Below are 15,449 nucleotides of genomic sequence, written 5' to 3' on the forward strand. Positions count from 1 at the left end.
ATGTTGTTCTATTGCTCTATATTGCCAAAGATAAATAGTTAGAAAGAATATCCTAGAGATTTCGAATAGTAAGCTCTCAATGATTGATTAATAGGTGGAGGAATTTCGGTGAATAATTTATTTGAACAAATTGATCTTAATCCATTTAACTGGGTTTATCGCAGGGTTTCAGAGAAGGATTTCCAAGGTTATTATCACTGGCATCAAGGCTGTGAACTATTATTCGTCTATCGTGGAAAAGGGCGGGTAATTGTTAACCAGCAGACTTATGAGATGAAAAGAGGGATGCTTTTCTTTTTTCAGCCTTTTCAATTACATAAAATATATGTAGACGTATCACCTGAAACTCCGTATGAGCGAAGTATTCTTCATTTCGATACGTTGATGCTCGGAGAAAGTAATCTTAATCATGTACCAGGTCTTAATAGTCTGTTAAAACAATTACAATATGGTGTAAATGAGCTGCAGGCATTTGATTTAGAAGATGTCTATAGTTACTTATATGAGGTTTATGAGATATTTAACAAGTCTTTACAAACAAAAAACTGGGAGGAAGATGCCCAGCTCTTTCTAATGCAGTTACTCTCTTGCATCCGCTTAAAAGACTACAGTACCTATACTAATGCAACCTCTAATCTCCCTTTGCGGCCACTGCTCTATTCGGAAAGGATGATGAACTGGATAGAAGCACATTATATGGAGCCCTTTAACTTAGAACAATTAGCTGATGAGCTGCATTTATCAAAATCATATTTATCAAGAAGCTTTAAACGTGAGACGGGAAGCAGTTTAACAGAATACCTTACAATTCGAAGGATAAAGGAAGCATGTCAATTACTTGAGATGACTCATAAATCGGTTGAATTTATTGGTGAAAGTGTAGGAATAAAAAATACGTCCTATTTTATTCAGTTATTTAAAAAAGTGGTCGGAATCACTCCGCACCAATATAGGCTAACGCACCAGAAGGCCAACCATTAATATTAAGAATATAAAAAAAGGATATCATAGCCTCAGTAGGTAATGATATCCTTTTTCTGTTACTTATTTCTTCCTATATATGCTCTTCCGTTTTCAGCTTCCTTAGCCCATCTATCTGATGGAGTGCCAGGTACTGCCCCTTGTAACAGGGGATCGTTAGTTTCCTTCATCCAGTTGGAAACTTTCATCCTTAGCTGTTCGGCTACCTTCGCATATTGTGGCTCATTAATAAGATTTGTGTATTCTAATGGATCTTTCTCCAAGTCGTAAAGTTCTTCAATATCATTAGGAACATAATAATCTTTACGTACCTCAGCACCAGAAATACTACTGTGAATATCCATAGGCATATATATTTTCGGGCCATCCTCAAAATTTTTTACATATTTATACTTTTCTGTACGAATTCCACGCATCGGATGATAGTTATCATGCCAAGTTAGTTCACAGAAAAAGTCTTCCCGAATTTTCGCTGCTGACTCTGTTAATAACAGTGGCGCAAAGCTCTTTCCGTCTAAATCCTCTGGTACAGGTAATCCTGCTAACTCTAGTAGGGTTGGCATAAGATCTACATTACAAAGTAAATCATTAGAAACGATGTTTGTTCCGAATATCTTAGGGTTATAGAAAATTAATGCGGTTTCTAAGCCTGCTTCTTTCATTGTTCCTTTTGCTCTTGGGAAAGCTATTCCGTGATCTGTCGTGTATACAACAATTGTATTATCAATAAGACCTGTTTCTTCTAACGTTTCCATAATCTTTTTTACCGCAGCATCTAATACTTTCACAGAGCCGTTCATTAATGCAATCTCCTTACGAATTGCTTCTGTATCTGGCAAGTAATCTGGAACTTCTACGGCAGCGATTTCATCTGCAAATGGTTCATACTCATCAAATGTACGATGCGTTTCCCAGAAACCAATATTTGCAAAGAATGGCTTGCCATCTTTACTTTTTTCCTGCAAATACTTAACAGCACTTTCGGCTACTTGTGGAGCTCTTGATCCTTCTATTTTCTCATAGCGGTCATATCCTAGCTTATAAGAAGAAGTCCAAGTACCTCTTTCTGTATGACCAACGGTTTCGTGACTAAAACCAATCAATGCAGACTCATATCCACTTTCGGAAAATTTAGTAGGCATGGTAGAAACACTTTCATCAATCCCAAATTCGTAATGTGCTAATCCAATTAGTCCATTATTATGCGGATATAACCCTGTTAAAATACTGCCGCGACTTGGGCTGCATTGGGGTGCAGGGCAAAAGAATTGATCGAATCGTACTCCTTCAGCCGCCAACCGATCTATTTCAGGAGACGCAACAGCCTTCCCATAGCATCCTAAATGTCTTCCAGTGTCATGTGAAATCATAAATACTATATTTGGATTATTCATTTGAATCACTCCTTCTTATTCTCCTACAATTTCTTCAATTTCTGTTTTTATAATTGGTACATGAGGTCCATAGATGACTTGTACTCCATTTCCACGAAGCATTACGCCCTTTGCTCCTGTTGTTTTCAGGTCTGCTTCTGATACTTTAGACGAATCCTTAACCGTAACTCGTAATCTTGTTGCACAATTATCTACCTCAGATAAGTTGTCTTTTCCACCTAATGCGGCAATAATTGTTGCAGCTCTATTATTTTCTTCAACAGTAACAGCCGCTTCGGCTTCTGCTTCTTCATCTTCACGACCAGGTGTTTTGTAATTAAACTTTGTAATTAAGAATCTAAAGACAACATAGTAAACAATAAAGAATGCAATTCCAATAAGTGGTATTAAAATCCAGTTCGTTTTATCATTCCCTTGAAGAATACCAAACAAAGTTAAGTCGATTAATCCAGCTGAAAAAGTCATCCCTACTGTTATATGGAAAATATGAGCGATCATATAAGCTAGTCCCCAAAGTGCAGCGTGTGCAACAAATAGTACTGGTGCAACAAACAAGAATGCAAACTCAAGTGGTTCAGTTATACCAGTTAAAAAGGAAGTCAACGCACCTGTAGCAAGCAAGCCGAATACTTTCTTTTTATTTTCCGGTTTTGCTGTATGATAAATAGCAATCGCTGCACCGATTAAACCAAACATCATTGGGAAGTACTTACCTGTCATAAAGCGAGCTGTACCGATGTAGTATTGGTCGACATTAGGATCTGCTAGCTGTGCGAAAAAGATATTTTGCGCACCTTGCACAACATTACCTGCAACCTCCAATGTGCCACCAAGTCCAGTTTGCCAGAATGGTAAATAAAAGATATGATGCAGTCCAAGTGGACCCAATAATTTAACAATAAATCCGAATAGGAATGTACCAAAATAACCTGTTTTATCCACCAAGCTACCAAGCTGTGCAATCCCATCTTGAATAGGCGGCCATACTACATACATGGCAATTCCTAGAAAGATGGAAACAACGGAAGTAATAATTGGGATAAAACGAGAACCGCTGAAAAATCCTAAAAATTGCGGAAGCTGAACTTTATTAAATCTACTGTGAAGCAAATACGTAACTAAACCAGAGATAATTCCGCCAAAAACACCCGTTTGTAGTGTTTGAATACCTAATACCATCCCTTGCCCGACACCAGCTAAATTCTCTGTTGCTAAATTATCCGTTATTATTAGCATCGCATTTAATGAAGCGTTCATGACAAGATAGGATAAAACGGATGCTAACCCTGCAACTCCCTTATCTGATTTCGCCAGCCCTACGGCTATGCCAATCGCAAATATCAATGGCAGATTTCCAAATATAATGTTTCCTGCTGAACTCATAATAGTGAAAATGGCTTGCAGGATTGTATGATCTAAAAAAGGATAAAGTGCAATTGTATTAGGGTTTGAAAATGCTCCCCCAATCCCTAATAACAGTCCTGCTGCTGGCAATACTGCAATCGGAAGCATAATAGCCTTGCCAAACATTTGAAATTTGCTGAATAGCTTGTTAAACATATTTTCGTCTCTCCCCTCTTCATTCCCTGAAGATTCTAATTCTGTCTTTTCTCTAACTATTTCTTGATATAATTGAAAGGTAGTTTCTTTTCCCAGCAATATATGCAGCTCATGTTCTCGATAAAGAGCAGCATATACACCTTTTAATGCCTTTAGTTCTTCTAGGTTTGCCTTGTCATTTTCAGCTAGTTCTAAACGTAATTTGGTTGCACAAGCTTCTACATGCCGGATGTTTCTAATTCCGCCTATATGATTTATAAAAACGGGGTACAAATCATTTTGTTCCACTTTATCCCCCTCCAAGGTGTTTGAAATTTTGCAAAAAAGAGATATGAAGTATAAAAAAGGCAAGACCTAAAAAGACAAAGAGGTATACTCTCTACCTTTTTAGGTCTTGCCTGATTTAACAGTAACAATCCCCGATATTTAAATATTTTTGTCCTTAAGCCTTTGGATATGCAGTGTAAGAAAACCAATTTCTGATTCTGGAACATCATACTTATATTCTTCATTTAGATAAATGGCGAGTACTTCTGCACATTGATAACTTTGTTGATATTTACTTTTCACTATTTCCAACATATCAATGTCCATTTCATGAAAAGCCTCATTCTTCTCCATCCTGCTTATTACAAACTCTAAGTGTGTTAAGAAGCGATAATAGCTTAATGATTCCTTGTTTATTTCCATATTAAGATGACTCGCTACAATATCCATTAAGTCTTGTAAAATAAATGTTCTTTTTAGCGGTACATCAATATTACTTTCATTTATTGTACTTGTATGAATATGCAAAGCAATATAACCAGCTTCATCAATTGGCAGTTGAACACCTAGTTTTAATTTTACTTGTTCAATAGCCCATAAACCTATTTCATATTCTTTTGGATAAAGAACCTTCACTTCACTTAATAGCCTATTCCTAATTGCGATACCCTTTTTAATACGATCTATTGCAAATGCTAGATGATCTGTTAAAGCAATGTGAATATGGCTGTTAAGCTCTGCTTTTAATTGTGATTCCGTATAAGAAATGATGTCTTCTGCAAGCGATACATACGACTCTGGTAATGACTGTAATAATTCTTGAAATTGTTTTGTCTCATTTTTCAAAATAAAAACCTTTTCAATTTTCTGTTCCTGAATGATATCATTTTTACTTTTTTGGAATGCGATCCCAGGACCAAGAACAATTTTCTCCATACCATCTTCAATTATAATGACTGCATTATTATTTAAAATTTTATTGATTCTCATATAGTTCCATTCCCACCCATATAGGAAATTAAGGGATAATAAGTTAAATGGAAGCAATTAATACTTCTTCTACTCCAGCTTCCCCTTGCTGTTTATATTGTTTCTCTAGCTTCTTCACTTTATCACTATTTATTATAACTAATGGTGTAATAGTACTTGTAGCATTTTCCTTTACTAAATCTAAATTAAATTCTATAAGCAACTCACCTGTTTTGACGTAATCTCCGGGATTTACATGAACAGTAAAGCCCTCTCCATGCATATTTACTGTATCCAAGCCAATATGAATAAGAATTTCTAAACCGTTTTCACTTTCTAACCCAATTGCATGCTTCGTTGGAAAGACTTGCAGAACCTTTGCATTAAGTGGTGCTACTACTTTGCCGGCTGTTGGGATAACAGCAATTCCATCTCCCATCATTTTCTCAGCAAATGCCGGATCTGGAACCTCTTCAATCGGAATAATCTTTCCAGTTAAGGGCGACTTAAAAATTTCCTTTATTTCTTTTTTTCCAAATAATTTACCTAAACCCATTGTTAACACTCCTTTTAAACGTAAAAAGACCTAAAACAAGCTAGAGAAATACATCTCTAAAATGTCTTAGGTCTTGCCTGATTTAACAGTAACAAATCCTCAATATATTAATTGATTTAATCATATAACACTATTAAAACGCTGTCAACGTTTATTTGAATTCGCTTTCTATTCTTCCTTAACTATATCTTTAACACATCTAAATCCTAAATTCCCACTAGAGCTATCAATAGTATTATGAGTCCTGGCAGCAACACGATATCGATTACAATAGGAATCATGGCATAAATAAGATCCACCTCTCATTGACTTTGTATTGCCATTGTGGGGCCCTTTAGGGTTATTAAGGGAATCTGTCTTGTGATAGGTTGGATGGAACCAATCAGCGCACCACTCCCATACATTTCCTGCCATATTAAATAATCCATATCCATTCTCTTCAAAGCTATCTACAGGTGCAGTACCGACAAAACCATCTTCTTCAGTATTAACCGTTGGAAACTCTCCCTGCCAAATATTACACATATGCTTACCATTTGGATGAAGGTCATTCCCCCAGCTATATTTATTCTGTACAAGTCCTCCTCGTGCAGCATATTCCCATTCAGCCTCAGTCGGTAGCCTTTTTCCTGACCATTCACAGTAAGCAAGCGCATCATTCCAAGAAATATGAACGGCAGGATGGTTCATACGGTCTTTAATAGAGGAGTTTGGACCCTCTGGCTTTTCCCAGTAGGCTCCTTCCACAACACGCCACCATGGCGTATTTCGAGGGGCTTTTCTATATACTGACATATCTTCCTCAGATAATAGCAAATGAAAAACAAATGACCACCCATATTTCTCTGCATCTGTAACATAATTTGTTTCTTTTATAAAATGTGAAAATTCCTTATTTGTTACAGCATATTTATCCATATAGAATGAGTTCACGTTTACCTTTCGAATTGGTCCCTCTCCGTCAAGTGGAAATCCATCACTATCCTCTGTGCCCATTAAAAATTCTCCACCCTCTAAATAAATCATATTCTCGTTAGAGGTATGGCTGGTTTTTATTTTATTTATTTTTTCTGTACCTATGTCTAGTGAAACAATTGATTCTCTGCTGACTGAACAGCAAGAGCTAACTTTTAGTTCTTTTTCCATGTACATCACACCTTCTAAAATATAATTATGCCTACAATCCCTGCTCCCACTATAACAATCAAAGGATGTGCCTTCCACCTCGTCAAAAAATATAAAGAAACTAAACATATGCACAGGAGACTAATCATTTCTAAATTAATAGTCAGAGAAATTACATGATTTGAAATCGCCAGTTTAATTGCAGCAAACACAATTAAACTTGTTACAATCGGCCTAAGTCCATAAAATCCCGCTTTAACCAGTTTATATTCATTTACATGCGTAAAAAAAACTGCCAAAAGGAGGATAATAATATAAGATGGAATAGTCATGGCTAATGAAGAAATAATCCCACCAGGTATGCCAGCTAGTTGATAACCAACTAAAGTTGCACTATTAGTTGCTATTGGACCTGGAGACATTCCCGCAACAGCAATAATTTCGGTAAACTCGCCAGTGCTTAACCATCCTTTCTCTGTAACTCCATGCTCAATAACTGGAATCATCGCATAACCGCCGCCAAAGGAAATCGCTCCTATTACAATAAAAAACAAAAACAACTGGATGAGCATCAATGATTCCCCCTTTAACTAGCCTGGTTTGTTTTTTCTGGTTGTTTTGGTGTTTCGTTTCTTTCAAACTGTACAATTATACCCAGCTTTTCTTTCACTTTAGTAATAATAATTCCTAATACTGCTCCCAGAAAAATAACGAGAATAGGATGAAGATTAAGCACAATCATAGCAACGACCATAAGGATAGCAAGACTTGCTGTTGACTTATCTATAATAGAATTTTTGCTGATCTTAATTGCTGCATAACCAATTAAAGCTACCACAGCACCACTAATGCCTTTAAACGCTGCATTTACGTACTCATTATCCTGAAAGATTAAGTAAGCACTGCCTAATACAATAACAATAATAAACGTTGGAAAAAGTGCTCCAAACATTGCTGCTACAGCACCTAACATACCACCAACTCGATAACCTATAAATATGGCTGAATTAATGGCAATAGCACCAGGTGCTGTTCCGCCAAGGGCTAACGTATCTGATACTTCTCTCATATCCATCCATTTTTTACGTTGAACAATTTCTTTCTCTATTATAGGAATCATGGCATATCCCCCGCCAAATGTAACTGGGCTCATCTTAAAAAATAACCAAAACAATTCTATAAAAAGCTTATTAGATTTCATTTTATCTCCCTTCTGTTCAAGGTAGCACACTTTCATCCAAAACGGATAAAAGTATCTAAAAAAATTACCTGCTGTAAGCAATCCCCTATCTGAAGTCATGTGATATTACCAATTTCATTTAAACTTTCTTCAACCGCCTTAAATACATTTATAATCATAACACACTTTCATCCAAAATGGATAAAAGTGCGTATGTTTAATTTGATTATTTTTTTACTTGTTACTTAAAGATATGACCTGCTTATAAATGTTCAGAATTAGCAATAATAAGATTCTTAAATTCTTCAAAGGAATTTATTGAATTTATTTGTATCATCAATTCTTTATTGTGTACTAATTTTTGAATAAACAAAAGCAAATCCCTAGTTTCCGTGCTTTTAGCTTGAGCAATAGTAAAAATTATTTTAACTGGAACCCCTGACCAATTAACAGGCTTCTTTAGAATACCGACTCCGATTTTTGTAACTTCTGAACAAAGCTCAATTGGGTGCACAAGTGCAATTTGATTGCCAAATGCAGTACTTGCTAGTTTTTCTCTTCTAATACAAAGTTCCTCAAAATTGGTTGGAGTAATGCCTGTTTTCCCTATTAAATCACACATTTTTGTAATTGCTTCGTGTTTATTATCACACTCTAAATTGCTATAAAATATATCTTTCGAAAAATATTTATCTATAATATATTGATTCTTTACCTTTGCTTTTTCGTCTAATAACTTACGTTGTTCTTCATCCGTAAAGAATGGACTAATAACTTCAATTGGAATATTTGGTATATTGACAGGAACAGTCGAAAAGATAATGTCTGGGTTAAAATTAATAACGTCTTCTTGATTATATAACGCAAAATGTTGTATATGATGTGCTCTTGGAAAAGTTTGCTCTATTTTAAATTTGAGTAACTGAGCGGTTCCTTGACCTGTTGTGCATATAATGGCTATGCGCTTAAATTCTCTTTCGTCCGCCTTTTTAAAGCCCCGCTCTAAAGCCAACCCTATATGCATCGTTATATAAGCAATATCGTCGTCTGTTAATTGACATTTATAGATTGAATTCACCTTTTCAGCTAATAATACGGCAAGACTAAAAGCAAAGGCGAATTGTTTTTTAATATCATGGAGAATTGGATTTTTCAAATGAATATCCTTTGTTATTCTGCCAAGCAGCTGACGCAAGTGAATAAGCAGTCCTGTTCTTAACTCCTGATCCATCCACAATGATACATCATACATAGACTCTATTTTTTCTAAAAAACTATCAATAATCATATTTATTTTGGAATCAGAAATTTCTAATTCAGTTAAGTAATCCGTTAAAAACAATTGACCGATTATATGCGAATAAACATAAATGTATTCAGAAGGGTGTAAATTTACTTCCATCAAAGTCTCTATTTTTCTAAGAATAGCTTTCGAAATTTCATACTCTAATGAATCGTCCATGATATGTTCTGCGGGAATATCAATAGGATGTTGCTCAGAAACCCGTTTCATCATAATTTTGATATGATAGATAATATTTTGCAGGACAATATCTGAACATTCCCCTTTTCTTTTTTTCATCTCAGAGATAATAATTGATTCAATGAAGGAGATGTCGTTTTTATCATTTAGATAAGCTTCTTGAGTTAATAGATTAGCAATTGCTAGTCTTTTTCCTAATTCAGAACCAATGATTTTGAGTCCATAATGAGGTTTTGTCTTTAGCTCTAATCCGTATGGTTTGATATCCTCCTTTAATGTAGAGAGGACACTGCTAATTTTACTTCTGCTCACATAAAATACATCACATAGTTCTTCTAATCTAATATATTGAGTTTCCTCAATTAATACTTTAAATATGTTTTTTGATAAATCAGAGGAAGAAATGAAAGATTCGGCTGTCTCATTATTAATGTTGTTGATAATTTCTTGTTTGTTGCTTGTTCGTAAATAATACCCTTCTCCCCGTTTAGCTACAATCTTACTATTATATTTTTCTAAATAAACGTTGAGAGTGCTGATTGAATTTCTTATTGTCTTTTCACTTACTCCAAAGACAAACATTAAATTCTTTATGGGTATATATTGCTCATCTCTTATAAACTCATTTAGCAATTTCAAATCCTTCTCTAATAAAATCATTGTAAATCATCCCTTTTTACTGCAGTAAAATATTAAGTCCGTTTATCATATCTTTGCGGAACAATATCGCCTGTTTCAAAAAAATGCTTTAACATTTTTTCTTTGAAGCTTTGAATAATTGAAGCATATCTTTCATCATCTATTTTATTGCATTTTTCAGTTGGATCTTCATTTAGCACGTAGAATTCATCCTTTTCATACAACCTATAAATATATTTATAGGAATAGTCTCTAATCATCATCGCTTTCGTATGCTGTGGCATTTTTGTTTGCTCAATTGTCCTTGCCCAATACTCGTTACTTGGATCATGACCAGCATCCATGCAATGATCTTCGCCCTCTAGCCTGCCACCTTCAGAAAATACCACTTCACGATGTTCATTGTTTCCTTCTAATACTGACTTTAATGACTTTCCGAAATGTGTATAATCAGGTTGAATTCCTGCCATGTCAAGTATAGTCGCCTGGATATCTATTAACTCAACTAATGCCTCTGTGACCCTATGCTTTACAGGCATGCCTTTTGCAGGCTTAATAACTAGTGGAACATTTGTCAGCATATCTTCGAAGGTGTTTTGGTTTTTCTCTGCAATTTCGTAATCCCCTGTATAATCACCATGATCACTAAAGAAGATAAATAACGTATCATCATAAACATTTTTTTCTTTTAACGTATCAACTAATTCTCCAATGTATGAATCAAGTTCAGACCCCATTGCGTAATAAACATGTTTCATTTCTTTTAGTTGTTCGTCCGACCAATTATAAAGCTTCTGATTCTCTCTTATCCCTCTTAATATACTTGGTTTTTCCTTCCACTCTTCTTCAGTTAACCGAACAGGATTAGGAAGCTCATCCTTGTTTATTTTATCAAGCCATTTTTGCTCTACTTGATAAGGAGGATGTGGTAGACTAAGTGCTAAATACACACAAAAAGGCTCGTTTTCATACTTTTCATCCTGTATAAATTCTATAGCATTATTTATCTGCTCCCAGTCTAGTTTTGGATAATCTTCCTTTTCGCCAACATAATGAGAGTAATCAAATATATCAGGTTGTTCTGCTTCATTTTTGTCTTTTTTAATATTTTTAAAGAATTCTGCATATTGATTATCTCTTGTGGAACAGTATTTTGCAATGTCGGCATCCGCACGCAAGAAATCGTTTCGACCGCCCCAATATACATGATAACCTTCCTTTTTTAACGTTTTTAATAAATTAGGGTCTTCTTCACCCATTAAGTGATGCATTGTTCTGAAACCTTTCGTATGTGGATACCATCCAGTTAAGAAAGAACTTCGACTAGGCACGCAAACAGGCAACTGGCAAAACGCATTAGAAAAACCTACTCCCTCTTCTACTAATCCATCAATATTCGGTGTGTATGTTGTCTCATTTCCTGTGTAGCTAATAGAATCAGCTCTCCACTGGTCTGCAACTATCATAACTATATTGGGTTTTTTCATTCGTTTAACAAGAAAGAATTTAATAACCTTTCCTGTTATTCACCTCCTGTGTCCATCTATTAAGTAGATATTGTGGTGGAAAGTGAGAAATATCCCTCACTTCCCTCCTTTGTTTTATGATAATAGTTCTTCTGCTCTTTTTAGTACTTTATCACCTTTAGCTAAAGCATAGTCTCTGCTGTCAATAACTTCACATGGTTTACTGTTTGAGTCCGCTACTTTTTTTACTGCTCTGAACTTATGACGAATTTGGGGTCCTAACAAGATAACATCGAAGCGGTCTATTAAACTTTCCAGCTGATCAACAGGATGTGCTTCAACTACCCAATTAGCTTTTTCCGGCCCAAAAGCATCTCTTATATTTTTTTCTAATATACTAGTTGAAATTCCGCCTACACATACTAATAAAATATTCATTATAATACCTCCGTTAGTTTTTCTACTAAATCTCTCATCGTAATAGTTGTCATTAAATGGTCTTGCGCATGAATTAACAATACGCTTGTTTGAGCACCTTTACCGCTTGCTTCTGCTGTTAATAAAGCTGTTTGATGCTGATGAGCCTGGTTTAATTCGTTTTTGGCCAAAGTCATTAATTCTGTGATTTTCTCTTCATTCCTTGGTTTCATATAATCCATTGATTCAAGAATAAAGCCTCTTGCATTGCCGCTATATAGAATAATTCCCATACAAATTTGTTCCAAATTAATTTGTGTATTTTCCATCTCTAACTTCCTCTCTGATTATCACTCAGCCTTTAAATCAAGGGCAGAATTATTATTTATTTGTGTTAACGCAGCTTCTTCTTCCTCTTCTTGTATCAACTCTTTTTCAAAACGTTTATAGAATGGGTAATATACTGCAATATCTATTAAAATAATTATTAAAGCTACTAATCCTGCTTTTACAGATGCTGATGCCGCCATAGCAATTAAAATTACCGGTGTTTGACTTGGTACATTTAGAATAGGAGCATTTATTAAGTTAAACCAATCAAAAGCTGCATAAGTAATTATGGTATTAATTACAGGCACCATTACAAATGGAATAAATAGCTTTGCATTAAATGGGATTGGTGTGCCAAACATGGTTGGTTCACTGATGTTAAATAAGGAAGGAATGAAACCAACCTTTCCAATTTGCTTTAACCCTGTAGATTTACTAAATAAGTTAAGAAGAGCTAATGCGAATATCCCCGCACCACCAATCATAATAAATCCGAACTGAACAGGACCGGTAAACACATTATCATATGGCAAGCCTGCAGAATAATTATTAAGGTTTTCTACGATATTCTGAAGTTCAATCGGCAATAGAATCGGCATCACAATACTGCCGCCATGAATACCCATAAACCAGAATAAATTAACAAGAAACATAAAGAAACCAACCATAAATACGTTATCAAAGTTGTTTACTAACGGACTAAAGATAGTAGTAATCATCTCTGGAAGCTTAACGCCGAATAAACTGTTAAGAACACCATTTATTAATATAAACACTAGTACATTCGCAATTCCAGGTAAAATGGAATTAAAGGACGTTTTTACATATAAAGGAACTGAATCAGGAAACTTAATGCCAATATCCTTAGTGTGGAATAACCGGATGATTTCCACCACAATGACAGAGATAACAATACCTGAAAAAATCCCAGTGGATCCAAATGCACTCATATTTATTTGCAGTGTAGCAACATCGTTAATTAAGACAGATGTCGGTTGACCCACTATAAAAAAGTAAATCATCACACTTGTGACTAACGCACCTATCTCATTTAACTTGTAATGCTTGGCTAAATTGTAGCTAAAACCCATTGTGAAAGCGATGCCGATTATACCTGTTGAAATATCATTTATTCCTCGTAGCCAAACATGCTCATCGCCCCACTTTGCCCATCCTACTAACATTTTTGCTATAAAATTGTCAGATTGAAAGACTACTTCAGGAATAGGCGGTTTACCAATTATTACAGCTAGAGCACCAACTATCGTTAATGTAAGCGTAGCCAAAATTGCTGTCATGATAGCCTTGAAATAGCGGTTATTCGAAGCCCAATCAGCTGCAGGCCCTAAATATTTTTCTATTTGCTCCATAGCTTTATCCAACATGGCGATTAATCCTCCTTTGTTTTTTGTAATTTCTGTATACTTTAATTATAGATGACTACAAATCATGTTCAATTTGCAATTTTACCAGATAAAATGGAAAAGGAGGGGTTCTAATTAACCAAAGAAAAACAGCCATTGCTTAATTTGGAAGCAATGACTGTCTCTACTCTCTGCTTTTTAGAAATTACTTTTTCTCTAAACCCAAGCGTACATATTGTTCGTCTGGTGCATCACTTTTTTGCATAAGATCGACTAATTTATGGCTCATTTCTTTTTCCAATTCATTATCAACTATAGGATTTTCCTGCTTGGGATCACTTTTAATATCAAATAATAAATTACCTGACTTATAAGTGTTATAGAGACTATTAACTGGTATTTTTAAATAAGGAGACTTATTTGTAAATTTTGATTCTGGCATCAGTTCTGCTTCATTTATTGATTGTTGACTTAAGAAACCTCTTATATTTGTAACCGCTAAAGTATGATTGAATAATGGTCCATTATTTTGCTGAGCAGCTGCTCTCATATAGGTGTATTTTCCATCATGGATATTAACATAAGAACCATGTGTGCCAAATAATATGGAATCATGATTAGCTTTTTTTTCTTTTGCTAAGATTGGAAGAAGCGAATTCCCCAAGACCATAGTGCTCTCAAATGAAACTTGAAAATAATCCATTAATGTAAGAGGAATATCTATTGTTTGTGATAAAGCTGAACATCTAGTGCCGCCAATTGTAATATTAGGAACATGAATAAAAAAAGGAATGTGAATAACTTCTTCATATAACGGAGCGATATTCTTACCAACCCAATTATGCTCTCCTAACAAAAAACCATGGTCTGTATTAACAATAAGAAGTGTATCTTTCCACATATCTTGCTCGTCCATAAAATCAAGCACTTTCCCAAGGTGATAATCACACATACTAATTAAGGCAGCATATTCTTTTTGAAGGGCATCTATGTCTTCCTCTTCATAGTCGCCATCATTTAACTGTTGATATGCCGGCCAGTATGGTATATCTTTTTTATCCTCACAATCATAAATTTCCCGGTACTTTTCTGGCACATAGAAAGGTTCATGCGGATCAAAACATTCAATTTGTAAGAACCAATTGTCTTTTTCTTTATGTGTTTTTAAAAAATCAAGACCTGCAGTAATTGTTTGAACACTGGACATATCTTCTTCACGCTGTTGTCTAGTTCTATTTGCGAAATGCTGTAAGACAGATAAACCTTGCTTATTCATTTTATGTTTATTTTCATTTGGCAAAGCTTCCCCTCTGGCAATCCATCTATCACCTTCCTGACCTCTAAAACCTTCCCATGTTGAATACCGGTTATGGTAGGTAGCTCCACCATCCTCAAAGTAATGGGAATGATCTGTTACTAAATGTGTGTATACTCCCTTCTTCTGTAACTCTTCGAAAACTGATTTATCAAATGATTCAAGAGGTCCCCATTGACGGTGAAGGAAATTATAATTTCCTGTATGCAATTCTCTTCTCGCTGGCATGCATGGCATACTTCCACCATAAAATTGATCAAAAGTAACTGTTTTTTCCTGCAATCGTTTGAAGTTAGGAGCATGCACCCAATCATTATGATAATTCGGAAGAAAATTCCGAGATAAAGTATCAAACATTAACATTACTGCTCTCAATTTATTCCTACTCCTCTCAAAATGAAAA

General features: G+C 35.1%; 14 protein-coding genes. 1 reads left to right on the plus strand and 13 read right to left on the minus strand.

Annotated elements, in window-relative coordinates; translation table 11 throughout:
• Positions 1-108 precede the first annotated feature (108 nt).
• Positions 109-981 (plus strand): helix-turn-helix domain-containing protein, encoded by an 873-nt coding sequence (locus tag CEQ21_RS06855; RefSeq protein ID WP_185763832.1) that lies wholly within the window; start codon positions 109-111, stop codon positions 979-981.
• A gap of 59 nt (positions 982-1,040) precedes the next feature.
• Here CEQ21_RS06855 and CEQ21_RS06860 read toward each other — a convergent pair whose 3' ends face one another.
• The 13 genes from CEQ21_RS06860 to CEQ21_RS06920 all read right to left on the minus strand — a co-directional run bounded on the left by CEQ21_RS06860 (position 1,041) and on the right by CEQ21_RS06920 (position 15,421).
• A complete protein-coding gene (locus CEQ21_RS06860; RefSeq protein ID WP_185763833.1) occupies positions 1,041-2,375 on the minus strand; it encodes a sulfatase family protein in 1,335 nt (444 codons plus the stop codon).
• 15 nt (positions 2,376-2,390) lie between these two features.
• Entirely contained in the window at positions 2,391-4,223 is a 1,833-nt protein-coding gene (locus CEQ21_RS06865) for a PTS transporter subunit EIIC (RefSeq protein ID WP_185763834.1), read from the minus strand.
• A gap of 138 nt (positions 4,224-4,361) precedes the next feature.
• On the minus strand, positions 4,362-5,192 hold the full coding sequence (locus tag CEQ21_RS06870; protein WP_185763835.1) for a PRD domain-containing protein: 831 nt from the start codon (positions 5,190-5,192) through the stop codon (positions 4,362-4,364).
• Between the two features lie 43 nt (positions 5,193-5,235).
• Positions 5,236-5,727 (minus strand): PTS sugar transporter subunit IIA, encoded by a 492-nt coding sequence (locus CEQ21_RS06875; RefSeq protein ID WP_185763836.1) that lies wholly within the window; start codon positions 5,725-5,727, stop codon positions 5,236-5,238.
• Positions 5,728-5,895: 168 nt separating this feature from the next.
• Positions 5,896-6,879: a formylglycine-generating enzyme family protein gene (locus tag CEQ21_RS06880; protein ID WP_419181574.1), complete on the minus strand. Its 984-nt coding sequence runs from the start codon at positions 6,877-6,879 to the stop codon at positions 5,896-5,898.
• Positions 6,880-6,887: 8 nt separating this feature from the next.
• On the minus strand, positions 6,888-7,424 hold the full coding sequence (locus tag CEQ21_RS06885; RefSeq protein WP_185763838.1) for a chromate transporter: 537 nt from the start codon (positions 7,422-7,424) through the stop codon (positions 6,888-6,890).
• A 14-nt stretch (positions 7,425-7,438) separates the two neighbouring features.
• A complete protein-coding gene (locus tag CEQ21_RS06890) occupies positions 7,439-8,053 on the minus strand; it encodes a chromate transporter (RefSeq protein WP_185763839.1) in 615 nt (204 codons plus the stop codon).
• Between the two features lie 241 nt (positions 8,054-8,294).
• Positions 8,295-10,175, minus strand: a complete 1,881-nt coding sequence (locus tag CEQ21_RS06895) for a BglG family transcription antiterminator (RefSeq protein ID WP_185763840.1) — start codon at positions 10,173-10,175, stop codon at positions 8,295-8,297.
• Between the two features lie 32 nt (positions 10,176-10,207).
• A complete protein-coding gene (locus tag CEQ21_RS06900) occupies positions 10,208-11,641 on the minus strand; it encodes a sulfatase family protein (RefSeq protein ID WP_185763841.1) in 1,434 nt (477 codons plus the stop codon).
• 114 nt (positions 11,642-11,755) lie between these two features.
• On the minus strand, positions 11,756-12,058 hold the full coding sequence (locus tag CEQ21_RS06905) for a PTS sugar transporter subunit IIB (protein ID WP_185763842.1): 303 nt from the start codon (positions 12,056-12,058) through the stop codon (positions 11,756-11,758).
• Entirely contained in the window at positions 12,058-12,366 is a 309-nt protein-coding gene (locus tag CEQ21_RS06910; RefSeq protein WP_185763843.1) for a PTS sugar transporter subunit IIA, read from the minus strand. The genes CEQ21_RS06905 and CEQ21_RS06910 overlap by 1 nt, the downstream gene beginning before the upstream one ends.
• A gap of 21 nt (positions 12,367-12,387) precedes the next feature.
• Positions 12,388-13,752: a PTS sugar transporter subunit IIC gene (locus CEQ21_RS06915; RefSeq protein WP_185763844.1), complete on the minus strand. Its 1,365-nt coding sequence runs from the start codon at positions 13,750-13,752 to the stop codon at positions 12,388-12,390.
• Positions 13,753-13,936: 184 nt separating this feature from the next.
• Positions 13,937-15,421 (minus strand): sulfatase, encoded by a 1,485-nt coding sequence (locus CEQ21_RS06920; protein ID WP_185763845.1) that lies wholly within the window; start codon positions 15,419-15,421, stop codon positions 13,937-13,939.
• Positions 15,422-15,449: the final 28 nt, after the last annotated feature.

Source organism: Niallia circulans, from assembly GCF_007273535.1.
Classification (GTDB): domain Bacteria; phylum Bacillota; class Bacilli; order Bacillales; family Cytobacillaceae; genus Niallia; species Niallia circulans_B.

What these genes read in the sequence shown, in the direction of transcription:
- CEQ21_RS06895 (WP_185763840.1), bottom strand. Translation starts at nt 10,175, where the DNA reads ATGATTTTATTAGAGAAGGATTTGAAATTGCTAAATGAGTTTATAAGA.
- CEQ21_RS06900 (WP_185763841.1), bottom strand. Translation starts at nt 11,641, where the DNA reads ATGAAAAAACCCAATATAGTTATGATAGTTGCAGACCAGTGGAGAGCT.
- CEQ21_RS06870 (WP_185763835.1), bottom strand. Translation starts at nt 5,192, where the DNA reads ATGAGAATCAATAAAATTTTAAATAATAATGCAGTCATTATAATTGAA.
- CEQ21_RS06880 (WP_419181574.1), bottom strand. Translation starts at nt 6,879, where the DNA reads ATGTACATGGAAAAAGAACTAAAAGTTAGCTCTTGCTGTTCAGTCAGC.
- CEQ21_RS06860 (WP_185763833.1), bottom strand. Translation starts at nt 2,375, where the DNA reads ATGAATAATCCAAATATAGTATTTATGATTTCACATGACACTGGAAGA.
- CEQ21_RS06875 (WP_185763836.1), bottom strand. Translation starts at nt 5,727, where the DNA reads ATGGGTTTAGGTAAATTATTTGGAAAAAAAGAAATAAAGGAAATTTTT.
- CEQ21_RS06915 (WP_185763844.1), bottom strand. Translation starts at nt 13,752, where the DNA reads ATGTTGGATAAAGCTATGGAGCAAATAGAAAAATATTTAGGGCCTGCA.
- CEQ21_RS06885 (WP_185763838.1), bottom strand. Translation starts at nt 7,424, where the DNA reads ATGCTCATCCAGTTGTTTTTGTTTTTTATTGTAATAGGAGCGATTTCC.
- CEQ21_RS06910 (WP_185763843.1), bottom strand. Translation starts at nt 12,366, where the DNA reads ATGGAAAATACACAAATTAATTTGGAACAAATTTGTATGGGAATTATT.
- CEQ21_RS06905 (WP_185763842.1), bottom strand. Translation starts at nt 12,058, where the DNA reads ATGAATATTTTATTAGTATGTGTAGGCGGAATTTCAACTAGTATATTA.
- CEQ21_RS06890 (WP_185763839.1), bottom strand. Translation starts at nt 8,053, where the DNA reads ATGAAATCTAATAAGCTTTTTATAGAATTGTTTTGGTTATTTTTTAAG.